21 protein-coding genes are annotated in these 20,902 nt (G+C 49.5%); 16 read left to right on the top strand and 5 right to left on the bottom strand.

Annotated features, from left to right (window positions below; translation table 11 throughout):
• Nucleotides 1–306: 306 nt before the first annotated feature.
• Nucleotides 307–618, top strand: coding sequence for a putative signal transducing protein (locus ACYVIC_RS04240; protein WP_460857560.1), 312 nt, complete (start codon nt 307–309; stop codon nt 616–618).
• A gap of 70 nt (nt 619–688) precedes the next feature.
• Here the strand turns inward: ACYVIC_RS04240 and ACYVIC_RS04235 are convergent, their stop codons facing one another.
• Complete coding sequence (locus tag ACYVIC_RS04235; RefSeq protein ID WP_460857558.1) at nt 689–1,054, bottom strand: HPF/RaiA family ribosome-associated protein; 366 nt, start codon at nt 1,052–1,054, stop codon at nt 689–691.
• A gap of 311 nt (nt 1,055–1,365) precedes the next feature.
• Between ACYVIC_RS04235 and ACYVIC_RS04230 the strand changes: the two genes are divergently transcribed.
• The 4 genes from ACYVIC_RS04230 to ACYVIC_RS04215 all read left to right on the top strand — a co-directional run bounded on the left by ACYVIC_RS04230 (nt 1,366) and on the right by ACYVIC_RS04215 (nt 7,247).
• Nucleotides 1,366–3,003, top strand: coding sequence for a CTP synthase (locus ACYVIC_RS04230; protein WP_460857556.1), 1,638 nt, complete (start codon nt 1,366–1,368; stop codon nt 3,001–3,003).
• Between the two features lie 57 nt (nt 3,004–3,060).
• Nucleotides 3,061–4,353 (top strand): phosphopyruvate hydratase, encoded by a 1,293-nt coding sequence (gene eno, locus ACYVIC_RS04225; protein ID WP_460857555.1) that lies wholly within the window; start codon nt 3,061–3,063, stop codon nt 4,351–4,353.
• 209 nt (nt 4,354–4,562) lie between these two features.
• Nucleotides 4,563–5,333, top strand: coding sequence for a substrate-binding periplasmic protein (locus ACYVIC_RS04220; RefSeq protein WP_460857553.1), 771 nt, complete (start codon nt 4,563–4,565; stop codon nt 5,331–5,333).
• A gap of 126 nt (nt 5,334–5,459) precedes the next feature.
• Nucleotides 5,460–7,247, top strand: coding sequence for an EAL domain-containing protein (locus ACYVIC_RS04215; protein WP_460857552.1), 1,788 nt, complete (start codon nt 5,460–5,462; stop codon nt 7,245–7,247).
• Here ACYVIC_RS04215 and ACYVIC_RS04210 read toward each other — a convergent pair.
• Complete coding sequence (locus ACYVIC_RS04210; RefSeq protein ID WP_460857550.1) at nt 7,239–7,757, bottom strand: DUF1569 domain-containing protein; 519 nt, start codon at nt 7,755–7,757, stop codon at nt 7,239–7,241. The genes ACYVIC_RS04215 and ACYVIC_RS04210 overlap by 9 nt on opposite strands.
• A 198-nt stretch (nt 7,758–7,955) precedes the next feature.
• Here ACYVIC_RS04210 and ACYVIC_RS04205 point away from each other — a divergent pair, with 198 nt between their 5' ends.
• The 11 genes from ACYVIC_RS04205 to rpoS all read left to right on the top strand — a co-directional run bounded on the left by ACYVIC_RS04205 (nt 7,956) and on the right by rpoS (nt 16,182).
• Nucleotides 7,956–8,573 carry a hypothetical protein gene (locus tag ACYVIC_RS04205; RefSeq protein ID WP_460857548.1) on the top strand — a complete coding sequence of 206 codons (618 nt, stop codon included), beginning with the start codon at nt 7,956–7,958 and terminating at the stop codon, nt 8,571–8,573.
• 63 nt (nt 8,574–8,636) lie between these two features.
• Entirely contained in the window at nt 8,637–9,290 is a 654-nt protein-coding gene (locus ACYVIC_RS04200; protein WP_460857546.1) for a hypothetical protein, read from the top strand.
• Nucleotides 9,291–9,362: 72 nt separating this feature from the next.
• Entirely contained in the window at nt 9,363–9,659 is a 297-nt protein-coding gene (gene ftsB / locus ACYVIC_RS04195) for a cell division protein FtsB (RefSeq protein ID WP_460857545.1), read from the top strand.
• Nucleotides 9,652–10,347, top strand: a complete 696-nt coding sequence (ispD, locus tag ACYVIC_RS04190; RefSeq protein ID WP_460857544.1) for a 2-C-methyl-D-erythritol 4-phosphate cytidylyltransferase — start codon at nt 9,652–9,654, stop codon at nt 10,345–10,347. Before ftsB ends, ispD begins: the two co-directional genes overlap by 8 nt.
• Complete coding sequence (gene ispF, locus ACYVIC_RS04185; protein ID WP_460857542.1) at nt 10,344–10,823, top strand: 2-C-methyl-D-erythritol 2,4-cyclodiphosphate synthase; 480 nt, start codon at nt 10,344–10,346, stop codon at nt 10,821–10,823. Before ispD ends, ispF begins: the two co-directional genes overlap by 4 nt.
• Nucleotides 10,820–11,863, top strand: a complete 1,044-nt coding sequence (truD, locus tag ACYVIC_RS04180) for a tRNA pseudouridine(13) synthase TruD (protein ID WP_460857540.1) — start codon at nt 10,820–10,822, stop codon at nt 11,861–11,863. The genes ispF and truD overlap by 4 nt, the downstream gene beginning before the upstream one ends.
• Nucleotides 11,864–11,866: 3 nt before the next feature.
• Nucleotides 11,867–12,619: a 5'/3'-nucleotidase SurE gene (gene surE, locus ACYVIC_RS04175; protein WP_460857538.1), complete on the top strand. Its 753-nt coding sequence runs from the start codon at nt 11,867–11,869 to the stop codon at nt 12,617–12,619.
• Between the two features lies 1 nt (nt 12,620).
• Nucleotides 12,621–13,259 carry a protein-L-isoaspartate(D-aspartate) O-methyltransferase gene (locus tag ACYVIC_RS04170; RefSeq protein WP_460857536.1) on the top strand — a complete coding sequence of 213 codons (639 nt, stop codon included), beginning with the start codon at nt 12,621–12,623 and terminating at the stop codon, nt 13,257–13,259.
• Between the two features lie 23 nt (nt 13,260–13,282).
• Nucleotides 13,283–14,179, top strand: coding sequence for a DUF368 domain-containing protein (locus ACYVIC_RS04165; RefSeq protein WP_460857534.1), 897 nt, complete (start codon nt 13,283–13,285; stop codon nt 14,177–14,179).
• A 369-nt stretch (nt 14,180–14,548) separates the two neighbouring features.
• Nucleotides 14,549–15,115 (top strand): peptidoglycan DD-metalloendopeptidase family protein, encoded by a 567-nt coding sequence (locus ACYVIC_RS04160; protein ID WP_460857532.1) that lies wholly within the window; start codon nt 14,549–14,551, stop codon nt 15,113–15,115.
• An 80-nt stretch (nt 15,116–15,195) separates the two neighbouring features.
• The gene (gene rpoS / locus ACYVIC_RS04155; protein ID WP_460857530.1) at nt 15,196–16,182 is read left to right on the top strand and encodes an RNA polymerase sigma factor RpoS; all 987 of its coding nucleotides are present in this window, start codon (nt 15,196–15,198) and stop codon (nt 16,180–16,182) included.
• A 55-nt stretch (nt 16,183–16,237) separates the two neighbouring features.
• Here the strand turns inward: rpoS and ACYVIC_RS04150 are convergent, their stop codons facing one another.
• From ACYVIC_RS04150 to mutS, 3 genes are all read right to left on the bottom strand, one after another.
• Nucleotides 16,238–16,879 carry a GntR family transcriptional regulator gene (locus ACYVIC_RS04150; protein WP_460857528.1) on the bottom strand — a complete coding sequence of 214 codons (642 nt, stop codon included), beginning with the start codon at nt 16,877–16,879 and terminating at the stop codon, nt 16,238–16,240.
• Complete coding sequence (locus ACYVIC_RS04145) at nt 16,879–18,048, bottom strand: benzoate/H(+) symporter BenE family transporter (protein ID WP_460857527.1); 1,170 nt, start codon at nt 18,046–18,048, stop codon at nt 16,879–16,881. Before ACYVIC_RS04145 ends, ACYVIC_RS04150 begins: the two co-directional genes overlap by 1 nt.
• 272 nt (nt 18,049–18,320) lie before the next feature.
• Nucleotides 18,321–20,894 carry a DNA mismatch repair protein MutS gene (gene mutS, locus ACYVIC_RS04140; protein WP_460857525.1) on the bottom strand — a complete coding sequence of 858 codons (2,574 nt, stop codon included), beginning with the start codon at nt 20,892–20,894 and terminating at the stop codon, nt 18,321–18,323.
• Nucleotides 20,895–20,902 lie beyond the last annotated feature (8 nt).

The raw sequence follows: 20,902 nt of genomic DNA, 5'->3' as shown, positions 1-20,902 counted from the left end.
TTTTGCGGTAAAAGCGGTCATTCGCATGCGGATTGTGTTGAGGTGCTGAATCTCTGCTTTTCGCTCCTTGCAGCCGTTTTCTCTAAGCTGTTTTAATACCCAAAGGTGTTGAGATTTGAGAGCAAGAAGACTCTGTATCTAAGGCAGTGCAGTTACGCAGTTAACAGGTTAACTAATTGCACGCCGGTTAATTAATGACAATGACCGCTTTTACTCTTGAACGCATCGAATTTTGACTATGCGTTGCGTTTAGTGTTTAAGTTGGTGTGTTGCAGTATTCACACTGGCAAGAATTTAAGCAGCACTATGAAAAAAATCTATACCCATGACAATGCCTTTATTGTGCATAACGTGAAAAACCTGGTTGAAGCACAGGGCATCGAGGTATTTCTGAAAAATGAATTTGCTCAGGGCGCTGTGGGTGAAGTTTCGGCTTTCGATGCCTGGCCGGAGTTGTGGGTGATAAACGACAGCGACTATGACAAGGCGCTGGCTGTTGTTAATGCAACACAGCAGGCAGGCAAAGCCGCAGACTGGGTTTGTGATCACTGTGGCGAAGTTAACGCCGCATCTTTTGATATGTGCTGGCAGTGTCAGCACGATAATCATTGTAACTAAATTAAGCACAAGCGCATGCTGAACAGCTTAAGTAAAGCGAAGCGCTCTCGCGCTTCGCATTGATTAACGGTTAACTTTCTTCTGCTTCCATTACTGGCGCGCTATGGCCGGTGCGTGCATGTTTATCACGCAATCTGCCCACTACTGAACTCAGCTTACGCTGCATTTTGTCGGCAGCACCGCTAATGGCCTGGCCGACAGTGGCGGCATGCTCGGTTATCGCAACCGGATCTAAACCTTCAAAGCGGGCTTCGAGCAGGCAGCGTTTGTCATGGCTATCGTTTTTTTGCTGGCCATTTTCGTCACTTAAATGCACTTCAATCCGTGTCAGATGATCGGCAAAACGGCTGAGTTTAGTTTGCAGTGTGTCGCGGATAAATTCTGCTAAGCGCTCGTCTGACTGGATATGACGGTCTGTGTGAACTTGAATTTGCATAGGTTACTCCTGTGGTTGACTCTAATGCGGGGCACACGATGTACAGACCCCGCCGTTGTCGAATAGTTTCCATCTGCTACTACTTATCTGGAGATTGTGAGTGACGTAGTCAAGTGTGAATTAAAAACTTTTTGCTAATTCACATTAGCTTGCAGCTTTACGTTGAGTGGTGCAGCACGCTTTGCTATAATTTTATCCCGTCCTGATACCAATTCTTGAACAACTGTTGTACCCCTGTGTTTACGCACCGGGCGCTTGGTGTTTGTAAGTTTTGGTATTCATTTATTGATTAACATTGTCTCAGGGGTCTCATGACTACAAGATATATCTTTGTGACGGGTGGCGTGGTTTCCTCCTTAGGTAAAGGCATTGCTGCAGCGTCGCTGGCAGCTATTTTGGAAGCGCGTGGCCTCAAGGTCACCATCCTTAAACTTGACCCCTACATTAACGTTGATCCGGGTACCATGAGCCCTATTCAGCACGGCGAAGTATTCGTTACCGAGGACGGTGCTGAAACAGACTTAGACCTTGGCCACTACGAGCGCTTTATCCGCACCAAAATGACCAAGCGTAATAACTTTACCCAAGGCCGTATTTACGCCGACGTATTGCGCCGTGAGCGCCGTGGCGATTACCTGGGCGCTACCATTCAGGTTATTCCGCACATTACCAACGAAATTAAAAGCCGTGTTGTCGCGGGTGCTGAAGGTTATGACATTGCTATTGTCGAAATTGGCGGCACGGTAGGTGATATTGAATCACTGCCGTTTTTAGAAGCCATTCGCCAGTTAGGCACCGAAGTGGGCCGCGAGCGCACGCTGTATATGCACCTTACATTGGTACCTTACCTGGGTACGGCTGGTGAGATTAAAACCAAGCCAACCCAGCATTCAGTAAAAGAGCTGCGCTCTATCGGTATTCAGCCAGATATACTGGTGTGCCGTTCAGACCGGGCTATTCCATCGAACGAGCGTGCTAAAATTGCGCTGTTTACCAATGTGGAAGAAAAAGCCGTTATTTCATTAAAAGACGTGTCCAGCATTTACCAAATTCCGGCGCTGTTAAAATCACAAGGCCTGGACGATTTGGTCTGCCGCCGTTTCTATATCGAAGCACCAGAAGCAGACTTAGTCGAGTGGGAACAAGTGCTGTATCAGGAGTCTAACCCCACTGGCGAGATCACCATTGCGATGGTGGGCAAGTATGTCGAGCTGCCTGATGCCTATAAGTCAGTAAATGAAGCACTGGGCCATGCGGGCTTGAAAAACCGCGTTACGGTAAACATTAAATACGTTGACTCACAAGACGTTGAAAGTAAAGGCACTGGCATTTTAGCGGATATCGATGGTATTTTGGTGCCGGGTGGTTTTGGTGAGCGCGGTGTAGAAGGTAAAATTTTGGCCGCGCAGTATGCCCGCGAAAACAAAATACCTTATCTGGGTATTTGTTTGGGCATGCAGGTGGCGTTAATTGAGTATGCCCGTAATGTGGTGGGCATGAGTCATGCGCACTCCACTGAATTTAATAAAGACACGCCTTACCCGGTAGTGGGTTTAATAACCGAATGGCGCGATGCTGATGGTTCAGTCGAAACCCGCACTGATAAATCAGACCTTGGTGGCACTATGCGTCTGGGAAGCCAAAACTGTAACCTTATAGATAATACTAAAGCCCGTGAAATTTATGGCAAAGCGGTTATTCAGGAGCGGCATCGTCACCGTTACGAAGTGAATAACAACTTACGGCCGCAATTAGAAGAGGCAGGATTAGTGGTATCGGGTTTATCGGCTGACAACCAACTGGTAGAGATGATAGAAATACCGTCGCACCCGTTTTTTGTTGCCGGGCAATTTCACCCGGAGTTTAACTCGACACCACGCGATGGTCATCCGCTGTTTCAGGCTTTTGTCGCTGCGGCGTACAAAATGCAAAAACAGCAACGCGTATAACTTGTGCTAAGCCGGGTATTTTACCCGGCTTTTTCGTTTTAACAGGGAACTCTAAGCATGTCTGAAATAGTAAAAATTATCGCCCGCGAAATTATGGATTCACGCGGCAACCCAACGGTAGAAGCCGATGTGTATTTAGCCAGCGGCGCTATGGGCCGTGGCTGTGCGCCGTCAGGTGCATCAACCGGTTCACGCGAAGCATTAGAGCTGCGTGACGGCGACAAAAGCCGCTACTTAGGTAAAGGTGTTACCAAAGCAGTTGCCAATATTGACGGTGCTATTCAAGCGGCATTAAAAGGCAAAAATGCGTATAACCAGGCTGAAATTGACCAGATCATGATCGATTTAGACGGCACCGAAACCAAAAGTAAGCTGGGTGCTAACGCGATTTTGGCGGTGTCGTTAGCGGTTGCCCGCGCTGCTGCTGCGGATAAAAAGATCCCGTTGTATCAGCATATTGCCGATTTGAACGGCACATCAGGTGTGTACAGTATGCCGGTGCCGATGATGAATATTATCAACGGTGGTGAACACGCTGATAACAACGTTGATATTCAAGAGTTCATGGTGCAGCCGGTAGGCGCCAAAACTTTCGCTGAGGCGCTGCGCATGGGCGCGGAGATTTTCCACAGCCTGAAAAAAGAGCTGCAAAAGCGCGGTCTGAACACCGCTGTCGGTGATGAAGGTGGTTTTGCACCTGATCTCAAATCAAACGAAGAAGCACTGTCTGTTATCGTTGAAGCAGTTAAAGCGGCCGGCTATGAAATGGACAAAGACGTGACCTTAGCGCTGGACTGCGCTGCGTCTGAGTTCTACAAAGATGGCAAGTACGTATTAAGCGGCGAGAACAAGAGTTTTGACTCCTATGGTTTTAACGACTATCTTGCCGGTTTAAGCCAGCGTTATCCGATAGTTTCTATCGAAGATGGTCTGGATGAGAGCGACTGGGATGGCTGGAAAGACTTAACCAATAAAATCGGTGATAAAGTGCAGCTGGTAGGTGATGATTTGTTTGTTACCAACACCAAAATTTTAACCCGCGGTATTGAGCAGGGCATTGGTAACTCTATCCTGATCAAATTTAACCAGATTGGTTCGTTAACTGAAACCCTGGCAGCGATTAAAATGGCGAAAGACGCTGGCTTTACTGCGGTTATTTCACACCGCAGTGGCGAAACCGAAGATGCCTTTATCGCTGATTTAGCCGTAGGCACTGCTGCCGGCCAGATTAAAACCGGCTCACTTTGCCGCTCTGACCGCGTATCTAAGTACAACCAGTTACTGCGGATTGAACAGGAGCTGGGTAGCAAAGCACCTTATAAAGGCCGCAGCGAAATTAAAGGCCAGTAGTTACTGCAGAATAAACACTGTGTTTTAGCCTGACATCAGGCAGACCAGACAAGCCAAAAGCCACCGCGAGGTGGCTTTTGTTATTAATACAGTCTCGTTGTATCTGCTTAAGTAGGTTAATAATACAGCGCGAAAACAGCCCTCACACTTGCTTTGTCACAATGACCGGCTAATATCGGTACATCTAAGTGCAACGCATGGAGTGTCAATTGCCCGGTTTAACGCGTAACAGTTGGCTTCGAGCAGTGCTATGTTATTTTTGCCTGCTGTCTGGCAGTGATTTGGCGGCGCAGGAAACCTTTACTGTGGCGATTTACTATCCGCAAGTTCCGCCCTACATGTACGCCACTGAGGATAATGTACCTACCGGCGTGATCCCCGAACTGCTTAACGCTTTTTTTGCCAATCAGCCTTACCAGCTGAAGTATGTATTTGAAAACCGCTATCGGGCTGAATTGGGGTTGTATGAAGGCAAGTATGATGCATCTGTGATGGCGTCAAAATGGACTATGCAGCCAGAAGAGCTACTGTTTTCTCAGGCAATAGTGGCACACAGGGACTACCTTTACGCACTGGAACCCTTTACCCGCAGTGCGCAAAGCCTGAATAGTAAAACTATCTGTTTGCGCCGGCACTATATCTATAACGCTTTGCAGCAACCACTAGATAGCGGTGAGTTGGTGCGCATTGATACTGAATCAGAATACGACCAGTTTAATATGTTGTTGAACAAACGCTGTCAGCTGGCCTATATGAATGAGCATGTCGCCAACTGGTTAATCAACAATCGTTTTGCCGGTTTAAGCTTGCACCGGCAGCAGTATGCTACTGACGAAGTAGATTTAACATTAGCAATGAACAGCAAATGGAGCCGGTTAAAACCCAGGCTGGATGCCTTTATCCGCGAAGCGCATCGAAGTGGTCTGATAGACCGCAGTTTAGCCAGGCATATGCGTAAAACAGCAACGGTGCAGCCTTAGTTTGAAACGTCAATCCGGCTGTCATATCAGCGTCATGTAAAAGTCTTACTATCTGTACCGCTTATCAGGATGATACTTTCTGCCTCGGATAGCACAGGCCTGTAATTTGTTACCCGGGTAGTTATTTTGGGACTAAGTGATTTTCACCGCAATGAGCTGCAGCGTATTCTCTCTGGCCGACTGCTGACACCGCTATTTCAGCCTTTGGTATCTTTGGCTGACGGCAGTATTCTTGGATATGAGGCACTGATCCGTGGCCCTTCCGATAGTGCTCTGCATTCGCCGTTGCTGCTATTTAAAACCGCACAAACCTTTGATTTGTTAGAGCCGCTGGAATTGTTGTGCCGCCAGTTAAGTATTCAGGCTTTTGCCGATAGCGGCGCAGCGGGGCAGTTGTTTCTTAACGTTAACCCTATGCTGTTGCTAACGTCTGATCATCCGTCAGGCTTAACCAAAAGTTATATACATCAGGCGGGGCTGGCACCAGAGCGGATAGTCATTGAATTGTCAGAGCAGTTTCAGGTAGAAGATACTGAGCTGTTTGTCAGTGCAGTTAAACACTATCGCGAGTTTGGTTTTAAAATTGCAATTGATGATTTAGGCAGTGGTTTTTCCGGCTTAAAACTCTGGTCAGAGCTACAGCCTGACATTGTTAAAATAGACCGCTATTTTGTGGACCAGCTACACCGCGATCCAATAAAAAAAGCCTTCGTAAAAAACATTATTGAGCTGGCAAAAAGCACCGGTTCACTCATAGTTGCTGAAGGCATTGAAACCAGCGAAGAATTACTGTTTTGCCGTGAGTTAGGTGCCGATATTGGCCAGGGGTATTTACTCGGGCGTCCGCACATCGACTGCGTAGAAGTACCCCTGCCAGCGCTGTCTTTGTTGCGTGAAGATAAAGCGTTGTCGCTTAATGAGTCTTTAGAGCCTGTAGTCAGCAGAGTTGCCGCGGTGAATGCGCAAACTGCGGCGCAGCAAGTTGCAGCTATGTTTGCAGCAGACAAAAACCTGTCATGTGTGGCTGTAGTAAATAAGGAGCAGCTGCCTCTGGGGTTGGTTAGCCGCAGTATGATTAATGAGCGTTTTTCGCATCCGTTTGGTCGCGCACTGTATGAGAAAAAACCGATCCATCAATGCATGGAGCCGGCTATTGTGGTTGAACGCAGCCTGACAATGGATGCCGTTAGCGGCGTGTTAACAGCTGAGATTCATGACGATGCCAGCCCGTACTTTATTGTTACAGAGCAAGGTCGCTATTATGGCCTCGGCTCTGTGCGTAAGGTGTTGCGTCAGCTTAGTGAGCACAAAATTCAACTCGCGCGCTATGCTAACCCACTGACCATGCTACCTGGCAATGTGCCGATTAACCGTCGTATTGATCAGCTGTTGGCAGAAACAACAGATTTTGCTATTGGCTATATCGATATTGACGGGTTTAAACCTTACAACGACGTGTATGGCTACAGTAAAGGTGACTTAGTCATTGAGTTGCTGGCGCAGATAATCCAGTCAGAAGTCAGCCGGGAAGACTTTGTTGGCCATATCGGCGGCGATGACTTTATTGTATTGTCTGCCAGCGATGCTGCCGTTGAAACTGCGCAGCGGATTTGCCAGAACTTTACTAAACGAATGGTGAATTATTATTTGCCTGAGCACCTGGCTGCAGGTGGCTTTTATGCGACAGACCGGCTGGGTAGTCTGTGTTTTTATCCGTTGCTCAGCCTGTCGGTTGGTTTGGCCATGCCTGATACCGGCGTATGTGGTAATCATCATGACGTGGCAGCGCTGGCATCTGATGCCAAACAACAGGCAAAAAAAACGGCCGGTTCAGCGGTATTTGTTAACAAACGCCGGGTGCCGGAGCATCTGGCGCGATTGCTAACTAAAACATCTACTGTTGTCTCAGGATAAACTAATCTGCTGTAGATGATCTTGAATGTGCAGATAATGCGCGCCATAGTATTGCTGCTTAGTTAAGCTGCCATAGGCAAAATGTGGAGCTAGCTCACCTTGCCAGTCAATAAATTGCTGTATTTCGTTGATTAGCTCAGCCAGGGCAATGTCGTTTGGCACTGTGGTTGCTAGTAAAGGCGCGCCGGGGATTGGCTCGTGCAATGGGTGCGTCATACTACCTGCGGCAGCAAAGGCGTTTAATGCAGCGCTGCCGGCGGTATGCTGAAAGAGCGCAGATTTAGCCTTTGGATAACCCAGGCGGGAATAACGCACACTTTGCGCCAGGTGTTGCAATATTTCACTGACGTTCCAACTGCCGCTGCTGATGAGTTTATCTGCTGGTAAGCGTTGTAACTGCAGCAGCAGTTGGTCAAGTGGATAGTGCCGGGCCATTGCAACGACTTTAACCCCCAATGCGAGTGCTAAAGCGCTACATCCTGCTGTTTTTAAAAATGTCCGGCGGTTCATCTGCAACTGCTCTTAGGCGTTAACATATTAACTAGCATAACGGTACTTAACTGAAAATTGAAGCAGGAATATTGTCATAGGACGATGTCTGCGTAGACTAGTTTGGTATTAATGCAAGATTTTCAAATAAATAATTGCTGAAAAAAACGGCATATGTTAGTTTCGTGCAACTTTTATGACATCAGGTTGTACTGAATTATGCAACGGAATGCTGTACTTACCGACTCTGAGCTGGGTTATTTGTCCGAGTTGTTTGACCAAAAACAACAAGCTGCCACATCGCCCGATGGTTACAACCATATGATTTCGGTCACGACTGAAGTACCGCAGTTAATTGCCTCGTTGTTGGGGCAGGCAAAATTTACCTTGCTCGCTGAGGTGGGGCACTACAAATTGTGGTTCCCGTTGGATATGACACTGGATGAATTTGGCCAGCCTAACCCGGTGCTAGGCATACCAGAGGTGGTGGAATATAGCGGCCATGAACGCAGTTGGCGGTTGGCGTCACTTCAGGATATCCGCTTTTGCGATCACCACTATGGTGACAAAGTTCAATTGTTGTCGTTATCCAGCACCGGGCTGGCGTTTAAGTTAGATTGCCCGCAGCTAACTGAACAACTACTGCAGCAAGCAGAATTAGGGCTTACTTTACCTGACGGCCAGCAATTACAATTGAAGTTTGAACCGGTACGGCAGCATAATTCGATTATTGCGGCGCGCATTAGTAGTTGTCAGCAACAGCGAGAATTACTGCGGCGTTTTTTGTTTCAGCGTCACCGCCAACAGTTTCCGTCTTTGTATCAGCAGCTACGCTAACAGCTGCGTTGGCAGTGCGAGATTTTACTAGGCAAAATCTCCGCTGTTGGCTAACATCTGGCCATGACTGATACCGCCTCCAATCAAGCGCATTTCTGGCAACTCTCCAGAGATAACCAAACTTATACTGAGCTGTGTAATGCATTGTATGAGCGTGAGTTGCTGCGCCTGTCACAATTGAGCCGTGAGCAATTGCAGCGAATGCCCGAGCGTTTGGCCAGTTTACCATTTTACATTCGCCGAGCCGCCAGCAATATTGTACAGAGCCGGTCTGAGCTGGAGCTCGATAGCCAAAATGCCTCCTGGTACTACAAGCAGGCTGCCAGTTGCCCTGCGAGTAAACAACAGGCTGATCCGATAGCGCAGTTTTATAGCAAACATGCCAAACCTGGCCTTATTGTTGCGGTCTATGTTAGTCAGTTAAGCCAGGAGCAGATCGTACTCGATAGTATTGATGAAGTAGACAATGACAATTTGCGTTTGCATTGCAATGAACACGGTTGGTTTAGTTTTTCTGGTACGCCGCTGGCAAACGAGAACAGCGATAAATTCGTTTTAAAGCCCAGCAAAAGCATTATGACAGCGGCCTGTTGCGGCCACCAGTGGCTGAATGGCAACAGAGCAACACCGCGGCGACTGAATTTACGCGAATTGTTGCTTGCCAGCCGGTTAAACTGGCAAAACTTTGCCAGACCTTTACCGGCCTTGTCAGACTGATGTGGTTTTCCTGCTTTGCAATCGTGGCGCCAGGCTTCATAATAGCCACACTGTGTTAACTGAAGCGGTACTATGCGATTACTTACTATATTGCTAATTGTGCTTTTGGCGGCATTGCAATACCGGCTCTGGTTTGGTCAGAACAGCGTGGCTGATTACTTTCGACAGCAAGAAGAGCTGCGTAGCCAGCAGGCCAGCAATCTGGAGCTGGAAAAACGCAATCGTTTGCTAAAAGCCGATGTTACCGATTTGCAGCAAGGTTTAGAGGCCATTGAAGAGCGGGCCCGCAATGAACTGGGGTTAATCCGCGACGATGAAGTGTTCTTTCGTCTGTTCAGCCAGCGTGACAATGAGGGCCGCAATGAGTAGTCAAGCGCCAATGCAAATTGCTGCAGTGGTACCCGCCGCTGGTATTGGTAAACGAATGCAAAGCAATCTGCCAAAACAATATCTGCTTCTGCATGGCAAAACCATTCTGGAACACAGTGTTGCCCGCTTGCAGTCTAGTGGACTCGTAAGCCAAGTCTGGTTGGCTCTGGCGCCGGATGACCCTTATTTTGCCGGTACTACATTGGCAACCAGCGATATAAACCGGGTAAAAGGCGGTGCTGAGCGCATGCATTCGGTATTAAATGCCCTGCAGCTGATTGATGCTCATCGTTTTCCCTGGGTACTGGTGCATGACGCTGCACGGCCGTTGGTGTGTTTTAATGATATCCAACTGCTTGTCAGCCAGTGCCTGCAGCACGACGAGGGCGGTATTTTGGCTTGCCGGGTACGCGATACGATGAAACGCGGTGAAAATAGTATTAGTGAGACCGTTAGCCGTGAACACCTTTGGCATGCTTTGACACCGCAGTTCTTCCCCACCGCGCTGCTGCGTGCAGCCCTTAAAGACGCTATTGCCGCCGGCGTACAAGTTACCGACGAAGCGTCGGCCATGGAATGGGCCGGTCACAAGGTATTGCTGGTTGCAGGCCGTAGTGACAACATTAAGATTACTGAGCCGGCAGATTTGGCGCTGGCCGCATTTTATCTGGAGCAGACTACAACATGAAACTACGTATCGGCCATGGTTTTGACGTCCATGCCTTTGGTGGCGAGGGCCCGATAACCCTTGGGGGCGTGCACATTGATTATCATCAGGGCTTGCTGGCTCACTCCGACGGCGATGTGGTATTGCATGCTTTAGCCGACGCCCTGCTTGGTGCACTGGCGCTGGGGGATATAGGCCACCACTTTCCTGATACAGATGCCGCTTTTAAAGGCATTGATAGCCGTATTTTACTACGAAAAGTGTTTGCTGATGTACAAAGCCACGGCTTTGTCATTGGTAATGTGGATATTACTATTTTGGCGCAGGCACCAAAAATGGCGCCCCATATTAACGCCATGCGTCAGTGTATAGCTGCTGATTTGGACTGTGCTATATCGCAGGTAAATGTTAAAGCAACGACCACCGAAAAACTGGGTTTTGTTGGCCGCAAAGAGGGCATAGCGGTAGAAGCTGTCGCCTTGCTGGTTGGCGCATGAGTATTAACACTACGCTGAGTTATTTGTATGGTGAGCCCTCAGGTCAGGCGAAGTTGCGCAGTCAGGCGGAAGACTTTATTGTTGATGAACAGTTGAATTTTAGCCCCAGTGGCAGCGGTGAGCATGTACTGTTACATATTGAAAAACGCGGCCAGAATACCCAGTTTGTAGCGAAACAGCTGGCGATGTTAACTGGCTTACGGGTGCGTGATATCAGCTATGCCGGCTTAAAAGACCGTCATGCTGTTACCCGGCAGTGGTTCTGCTTTAAATGGCCGATAAAGCAAGATTTAGCCTGGCAAGACTGGCAGCTTGAGGGTTGCACAGTGCTTAGCGTACAGCGTCATTTTCGCAAGTTACGTCTGGGGGCGCTCAAGGCCAATCACTTTCAGATCCGTCTTCGGCAACTAACCGACAGTGCAGAACTATTAAAACGCGCCGGGCAAGTTAAGCAAGGTGTGCCCAACTATTACGGCGAACAGCGCTTTGGCATTGCCGGTGGCAATTTACAACTGGCACAGCAACTGTTTGCCGGCAGCAGCATTACCGATCGTAAGTTACGGGGTTTAGCTTTGTCGGCAGCCCGCTCCTATGTATTTAACCAGCAAGTTACGGCGCGTATTGGCGCTGGCCAGTTCAATAGTGTACTCGATGGCGATGTGCTGCAGTTAAACGGCAGTGGCTCGGTATTTCGTGTGCCGGTGGCTGATGCAGCATTGCAGCAGCGCCTGATGGCGGCTGATGTGCATCCGACCGCCGTTTTGGCCGGTATGGGGGAATCAATGGTTACTGGTGCGGCTGCTGATCTAGAGCAACATGTGTTGGCGCAACATTCGCCATTGGTGCAGGGGCTAATTGATTATCGTCTGCGCGCGGAGCGGCGCAGCATCAGGCTAATGCCGCAAGATCTGAGCATACAACTGCAACAGCAGGATGCCATAGTGAACTTTGCCCTGCCGGCAGGTTGCTTTGCTACCAGCGTATTGCGTGAGCTGGTGAATTATCACGATGCCAGTAAAGATGGCACTGTACTGGAGTAACGGATGCGAATTTTACTAAGTAATGATGACGGTGTTCATGCCAAAGGCATGCAAGTTTTACAGCAAGCGCTGAGTCAGTTTGCTGAGGTGACGACTGTCGGGCCGGATCGTAATTGCAGCGGTGCCAGCAACTCGTTAACCTTAATTAACCCGCTTAGGGTACAAACACTGGATAACGGCTTTTTATCAGTCAATGGCACACCTACCGATTGTGTGCACCTGGCGATCAGTCAGTTGCTGGATTTCACGCCTGATCTGGTTGTGGCTGGCATCAACCATGGTGCAAATTTGGGCGACGATGTGTTGTACTCTGGCACCGTGGCGGCCGCAACAGAAGGGCGGCATCTTGGTTTGCCGGCTATTGCCGTGTCGTTAGCCGGTGGCGATGAGGAGCATTTTGCCACCGCGGCCTATGTTACGGTGCAGGTGATCAAAAAGCTAAAATCGCACCCGTTACCGGCCGATCAAATTTTAAATATTAATGTACCGGCTTTGCCGATAGAGCAGCTAAAAGGTATTCAGGTAACCCGCTTAGGCCGGCGCCATAAGGCCGAAACCATGACCAGTGCTACCGACCCCTGGGGCCGTAAAATATACTGGTATGGCTCGTTAGGACCTGAGTTAGATGCAGGCGAGGGCACGGATTTTTATGCTATCGCCAATGGTTTTGCTTCTGTTACACCACTGCAGATCGATATGTCAGCCTACAAAAGCATGGACACTTTACGACATTGGTTAGAGGGGATTAGTTTGTAACATGGCAGTCGCAACATCACGCAGTGCCGCACTGCTGGCACAGAAATTACAGCACGAAGGTATTGCGCAGCCACAAGTATTGGCGGCGATAGCTAACACACCACGGCATGTATTTGTTGAAGCGGTGCTGGCTCACAAAGCCTATGAAAACACCGCCTTACCAATTGGCCAGGGCCAAACCATCTCGCAGCCTTATATCGTGGCCCGCATGACCGAATTACTGTTACAAGATAAAGCACCGGGTAAATTGCTGGAAATTGGTACCGGTTCGGGTTACCAAACGGCGATTTTGGCACGGTTGTTTGATCATGTTTGCAGTGTTGAGCGCATAAAAGCGCTGCAGTTTCAGGCTAAACGGCGTTTGCAGCAACTCGATTTGCATAATGTGTCAATGAAACACGGTGATGGTTGGCAGGGCTGGCCCAGCAAGGCACCATTCGACAGTATTATCGTTACTGCAGCACCAAGCGAAGTGCCAACCGCCCTGTTACACCAATTGAATGATGGCGGCCGTTTGGTAATTCCGGTTGGCTTGCATCAGCAAACATTACGTGTGTATGAGCGCCATGGTGATAATTACACCAGCCGTGATATTGAAGCTGTGCGCTTTGTGCCGCTGGTTCCGGGCGAGTTAGCCTGAGTTATTAAACGAAGGGATACAACATGCAGTACTTGCAATGGATAATTAAAGGCTTGGCGATGGGCGCCGCCGATGTAGTACCCGGAGTGTCCGGCGGTACGCTGGCATTTATACTTGGTGTGTATGAGCGACTGCTGGGTGCAATTAGCAGCTGTAATTTTGCTGCGCTTAAGCTACTAAGCCGTTTGCAGCTGGCTGCATTTTGGCGTCATATTGATGGTACTTTTTTGCTTTGTTTGTTTGGCGGTGTGCTGATAAGTATATTTTCGTTGGCCGGTATTTTGACGTATATGCTGCAGCATAGGCCAATACCCTTGTGGGCATTGTTTTGTGCGTTGATCCTTACGGCTTTGCCTCCCTTGCTGCGCAGTGTGCGCTGGAATGCCTGGCGCGTGCTGCTGAGCTTTATCGGCGTAGTCTTTGCAGTTGCTGTTGGTATGCTAACGCCACGTGAACTGCAACCGCAGAACTGGATGTTTTTTGTCGCTGGCGCTATCGCTATCTGCGCAATGATATTACCCGGTATTTCCGGTAGTTTTATTTTACTTATGTCTGGTATGTATGCACCGGTACTGGCTGCAGTAACTGGCTTACAATTTAGCGTATTGTCATTATTCTTACTCGGTTGCATTATAGGCTTGCTGAGTTTTTCCCGCGTGCTGAACTGGTTGATGCAACATTACCACGATGCCAGCCTGGCACTGCTGATTGGCGTAGTGATAGGGGCCCTTTACCGGATCTGGCCGTGGCAGTTGGAGCAGCAGCTATATCTGCCCTGGCAGTACGCTGCAAAAACCGGTTCAGCAGATACTGTATTGGCCATGTTATTTGCTCTGGCAGGCAGTTTAATTATGTTGGCACTGCTGAATATGGAAAAATGGCTTAAGCCTGCAACAGCGCAAAATAAAGTAGTTGAGTAGAAGGGGTCGATTATCCGTTGTCGTGAGCAACTGTCACCAACCTTGTCTGGACGGCTTCTAAGGCCATGCCTTCAGTTACTGCTGCTGGTGCCTGTACTGCTGCTGGTGGCTTGCTCGTCACGTTATGCACCGGCACCAGTGACAACACTAGAGCTACGCGAAAATTATTATCAGCAACGTAATCGCGGTAGTTTAGCCAGTAGCCATTACAAGGTGCAGCGTGGCGACACGCTATATGCTATTGCGTTCCGGGCGGGTAAAGATGTGCGTGAACTTGCAGCGTTAAACGGTATTGCCAGTCCTTACACTATCTATCCCGGGCAGACGTTGCGTTTGTCCGGCAACGTAACGTCAAAGCCGTCTAAAACTATGCCACCCAGCAAACCTGCACAAGGTAAAGCCAACAACACTGTGACACAAAACACAAATAAGAATAATTCAACACCTGTAAAATCAAATAGTTCAGTAAAAACTGTTAAACCTGTTGCACCTCAAAATCAAAAGGGTTATGTTCAGACTCAGCCAAAAAACAATAAAAAAACCGCGAATCCTACCCTAAATAGGGACTTAGTGCAATGGCAGTGGCCGGCTAAAGGAAAAATAATTTCTGGTTTTTCCAGCCAGCAGCATGGCAATAAAGGCATTGATATCGCGGGCCAGGAAGGTGGAAAAGTAGTAGCGGCGGCCAGTGGGCAGGTAGTATACGCTGGTAATGCTTTGCGGGGGTATGGCAACTTGATCATTATCAAACATAACGATGATTATCTTAGTGCTTATGCCCATAACCGGAAATTGCTGGTGACAGAAAAGCAGATGGTGACCGCAGGGCAACAGATTGCTGAGCTGGGAAGTACTGATGCGACCGATGCACGATTGCATTTTGAAATCCGCTTCAGGGGTAGCTCGGTTAATCCGTTGAAGTACTTACCAAAATAATAACAAGATACACAAGTATCAGGAAAGGATGCAACAGCGCTTGGCCAGCCCCAGCACCCTGTAGACGTGGGAGAAAGGATATGGGACAAAAAAGTGACGACGATATAGATTTCAAAGAAGACGAGCTGAACGAAGATGTGATGCTTGAGGATGATGCAGAGCCGGAAGCTGCAATTCTTGCTGCAGAAGACAGTAGTAACGAGGATATTTTTGTTCGTGACGACAGCCAGAAAACCATGGACGCAACCCAGATTTATTTGGGTGAAATTGGTTTTTCTCCTTTGTTGTCAGCTGAAGAGGAAGTGTATTTTTCCCGCTTGGCTTTAAAAGGGGACCAGGCTGCGCGTAAGCGCATGATCGAGAGTAACCTGCGACTGGTGGTGAAAATTGCCAGACGGTATATCAATCGGGGGTTAGCTCTGCTTGATCTGATTGAAGAGGGCAACCTGGGCCTCATTCGTGCGGTAGAAAAGTTTGACCCAGAGCGCGGTTTTCGTTTTTCTACCTATGCAACCTGGTGGATCCGCCAGACCATAGAGCGGGCTATTATGAACCAAACCCGCACTATTCGCTTGCCTATTCATGTGGTTAAAGAACTGAACATCTATTTGCGTGCAGCGCGCGAGTTATCACAAAAGCTTGATCATGAGCCGACGCCGGAAGAAATAGCTGCTGCCTTAGACAGGCCGGTAGATGATGTTCGTAAGATGCTGAAGTTAAATGAGAAAATAACATCAGTAGATACTCCTGTTGCCGGGGCTTCAGAAAAGCAGCTGTTGGATGTTATTGCTGACGAAAAAGAGCTGGGGCCGGAATCTGAACTGCAAGATGAGGACATCCGTCAACATCTGGTGGTATGGCTCAACGAGCTAAACCCTAAGCAGCGTGAAGTGTTGGCCCGCCGTTTTGGTTTGTTGGGTTATGAGCCATCGACACTGGAAGATGTTGGCCATGAAATAGGCCTGACCCGCGAGCGGGTGCGGCAAATTCAGGTAGAAGCACTGCGGCGTTTACGCGAAATAGTAACCCATCAGGGCTTGAATATCGAAACCCTGTTTCAGGAATAACAATAACAGTGCTGAGGTAAGTTTTCCTCTCTATGCCAATCCAAACAAGACGCCATCATGCGTCTTGTTTGTTTTTAAGATACTGAACCAGCAGTGTTGCTGCGTTGCTGATATGCTCAGTTAGCAACTCGCAGGCCGCTACAGTATCGCCGCTGCGCAACAATGCCAGCAATTGCTGATGTTCATCAGCACTGGTGCCGGCGTAATTCAGCGCTTGCTCTTGATAGCCCAGATAGCGAGAGACCTGCTGATGCAGCTGATCGAGCAATTGCAACAAATGTGGCTTGTCACACGGCAGATAAAGCAAGCGATGAAATTGCCAGTTTAACTCACCACGCTGATAAGGCGGCAGTCTCTTATGCTGGTGTAGTTGTTGCAATAAGTCTTCCGCCAGACCTAATTGGCTGAAGCTTAGCTTTGGCCCGGCGAGCTTTAGTGCTAAGGGCTCGAGCTGAAGGCGCAACATGCCTAATTCTTCTGCTTCAGCAGCACTAAAACCGGGAACCCGGATCCCAGCTTTGCCATGGGCGGTTAACCAGCCTTCATTGAGCAGTGTTTGCTGAACATCTCGCACCACAATGCGGCTGACCGCATAATGCTGGGCCAGTTGCTGCTGGGTTAATACCTGGCCAGCAGCCCACTGCTGTAGTTGAATGTCTTTTTTTAATTGTTGATACAATTGCTGTTTTTTCAACATCAGCGGCTCCGGCGCACACCGTTTACCAGCAGTAAGGTTAAACCGCCGGCAACAATGCCCCAAAATGCCGCAGCAATGCCAAAGAAGCTGATACCAGACGCGGTAACCAATAAGGTGACTACTGCCGCTTCGCGATGCTCGCCTTCAGCGGTGGCTACGGCCAAATTTGCGCCTATAGTGCCCAGCAGCGCCAGACCGGCCAGTGCCGCAATCATTTCTTTTGGCAAGGCGGCAAACAACGCGACCACAGTGGCGCCGGCAAGGCCGGCTAATAAGTAACATACACCGGCTGCAATACCGGCAATATAGCGTTTGTCTTTGTCGGGGTGCGCCTCCGGCCCGGTGCAAATGGCGGCGGTAATGGCAGCAAGATTGATAGAAAACGCGCCCCAGGGCGCAAGCAACAAGGTAGATAAGGCCGTGCTGCTGATAAGGGGGGACACCGGTGTTTGATAACCACTGGTACGAATAACCGCAACACCGGGAATATTCTGCGACGCCATCGTTACCAGCAACAGCGGCAGGCCAACACCCAACAGCGCACTGACTGACCATTCTGGTGTTACCCAAACCGGCGTGGTCAGGCTTAAGCTTAGGACACTGGTATCAAACTGGCCCTGCCATAACACGGTAGCTACGCCGGTTAGCAGCACCCATAAAATGGCGTAACGTGGTGACAGCCGTTTTGCCAGCAAGTAGCTAAGGCACATAAGCGAGACTAACAACAGTTGAGTTTGCAACGAAGTAAAAACACTTAAGCCAAACTGCAGTAAAATCCCCGCCAGCATAGCGCTGGCTAGTGGCAGTGGTACAAGTCGGGTTAGTTTATCAAACCAGCCACTAATGCCAATAATCAGCCCTAATGCAGCCGTAAAAATAAACACGCCAACCGCCTCGTTGATGGTTAAACCTTGCAAGCTACCTGCCAGCAAGGCCGCACCTGGCGTTGACCAGGCGGTAATAACCGGTGCCTTGTAGTACCAGGATAACCCAATACAGGTGGCGGCCATGCCAATGCCAAGCGCCAATAACCAGGACGCCATAATGTCTGGCGTAGCGCCGGCCGCTGCGGCTGCCTGTAGCACAATAGCCACCGAGCTGGCAAAACCCACCAGCACAGCAACAAAGCCCGCTACCGTAGCTGACAGGCTGATATCTTTAATCGACATAAGCTAACTCAAACCAAAAAAGTATACTTAATTTAAAATGTATACATTTTTTGTCAAGTTAAAGCTGCTTTGTCGTGGATGCCATCGCGAGAATCGGCTTACCCTAAGCTAACCGTTGCAAGCCAGGATGCTGACAAATTCGTCAGGAACGAATTTGAACAGCGAAGCTGGTCCGCAGGATAAACTTCATGGATGAAGTTTATCATCGAGCCCCCAGGGAAGGGTTTGCGGCGTGTTGGCGTGGGTAAACCGGTTCGTGGCAAGACTAAAAACTATAATCGCTGTTTCAGTTGATACAACAACTCCAGTGCCTGGCGTGCGCTGAGATCATCCGGATTAATGTCGCGTAGCTGCCCGATAACCGGGTGTTCAACTTCCAGCAGGCTTAGCTGTGGCGTCGTGGTATTGGCAGCCGTTTTGGCCGGTTGGGCCGCGCCACCTTGCTCTAACTGCTGTAATTTATGCCGCGCTTGGTTAATAACGGCTTTGGGCACACCAGCGAGCTGCGCGACTTGTAAGCCAAAGCTTTTACTGGCGGCGCCATCCTGTACATGGTGCATAAAGACGATATCGTCACCGTGTTCTACCGCGTCTAAATGCACATTGGCCAGTCCGGGCAATTGCCCGGCCAGTTCGGTCAGCTCAAAATAATGGGTAGCAAACAGTGTTAATGCTTTTATGTTGCTGGCCAGATAGTTGGCACAGGCCCAGGCTAAACTTAAGCCATCATAGGTGCTGGTGCCGCGGCCTATTTCATCCATCAGCACTAAGCTGTGCCCGGTGGCATGATGCAAAATGGTCGCGGTTTCGGTCATTTCTACCATAAAGGTCGAGCGGCCGGAGGCCAGATCATCTGAAGCACCAATCCGGGTAAAGATACGATCTACCGGGCCAATCCGGGCGTGTTGTGCCGGCACGTAGCAGCCTATGTAAGCCATCAGCACTATCAGTGCAGTTTGGCGCATATAGGTTGATTTACCGCCCATATTTGGCCCGGTGATCATTAACATGCGGCGCTGGTTGTTTAATGTCAGCGGATTAGCGATAAAGGGCTCGGTTAATACCTGCTCTACTACCGGGTGGCGTGCTTGTTCCAGGCTGATACCACAGTCTGAACTGAGCTCTGGCCGGTGGTAATTTAAGCTATCGGCACGCTCGGCAAAATTACACAATACGTCCAGTTCACAAAGCGACTGTGCCAGTTGTTGTAGCTGTGCCAGATAAGGCACGGTTAATTCAAACAGCTGCTCGTATAACTGCTTTTCCAGCGCTAAGGCTTTGCTCTGGCTACCCAGCACTTTATCTTCGTATTCTTTCAGCTCAGGAATAATATAACGCTCGTTGTTTTTCAGCGTTTGGCGTCTTACATACTCCGGCGGTACTTTAGTATCCGCACTGCGGCCGGTTTCAATGTAATAACCGTGTACACGGTTAAAGCCCACTTTAAGTGACGCGATGCCAGTGCGCTCGCGCTCACGCAGCTCCAGCTGTTCCAGATAATCGGTAGCGCCGCTGGCCAGTGCGCGCCAATGATCCAGCTCAGCGCTGTAGCCCGGTGCAATCACGCCGCCGTCACGAATAAGCACCGGCGGATTGTCAACGATGGCGTGTTCCAGCAACTGGCAGAATTCGGGCAAGGGTTGACTGTTTTGGCCTATCTGACCAAGTAAATTGCTGTGAAGCGTGTCTAGCTGCACAGCCAGCGCTGGTAACTGTTGCAGCGCCTGGCGCAAGCGGGCAAAATCGCGTGGCCGCGCGCTGCGCAGTGCTAATCTGGCAATTACACGTTCAATATCGCCAATTTGTTTTAGCTGGCTCTGGAGTTCGTCGTAGTGGCTGTCCAGTTCGCTTACGGCATCCAGCCGGGCATTCACTGCTACCTGATTGCGCAGCGGCGCGTGGATCCAGCGTTTTAACAGGCGCGAGCCCATCGCTGTCTGACAGCGGTCGAGCACGGCTGCCAGTGTATGTTCGTAGTTACCCGCCAGGTTTAGTGTCAGTTCCAGATTGCGCCGGGTGGCCGCATCCAGCACGATATTGTCTTGCGAGCGTTCCAGGGCAATGGCGCGAACATGCGGCAGTGCAGCACGCTGGGTGTCTTTAACATACTGCATCACGCAGCCCGCTGCCATCAGCGCTACCGGTGCTTCCTCTACCCCGAAACTGAGTAAATCCTTAGTGCCAAACTGCTGACATAACAGGCGCTTTGCCGTGGCCAGCTCAAACTCCCACACCGGCCGGCGGCGCGCGCCTTTGCGTTTGTCTACTAAGTAGGTATCGGCAAAATCTTCAGGATATAACAGCTCAGCCGGGTTTAAGCGCTGCAGCAGGGCGGCTACATCATCGCTGTTATCCACCTGATTCAGCAAAAAACGGCCGCTGCTTAAATCTATTTGCGCCAAACCGTACTGACCACGTAATTGCACTATGGCACATAGCAGGTTGTCTTGCCGCTCGTTTAGCAGGGCTTCATCAGTAACGGTGCCAGGTGTAACGATACGTACTACTTTGCGCTCTACCGGACCTTTGCTGGTGGCCGGGTCGCCAATTTGTTCACAAATCGCCACCGACTCACCCAATTGCACCAACCGGGATAAATACCCTTCTATCGCATGATAGGGTACGCCTGCCATGGGGATAGGGTTGCCAGCACTTTGGCCACGTTTTGTCAGTGAGATATCCAGCAACGCGGCGGCGCGTTTGGCATCGTCGTAAAACAATTCGTAAAAATCGCCCATGCGATAGAGCAATAAAATGTCCGGATGTTCACTTTTCAAGCCTAAATACTGCTGCATCATGGGTGTGTGCGCGCTTAAGGCTTGCTCCGTTTTCTGGTCTGACGGCATAATAGCGT

This window comes from Rheinheimera gaetbuli (genome assembly GCF_054781935.1).
Note: the sequence above shows the minus strand (reverse complement) of the source record. Positions and strands in the feature narration are given on the sequence as shown.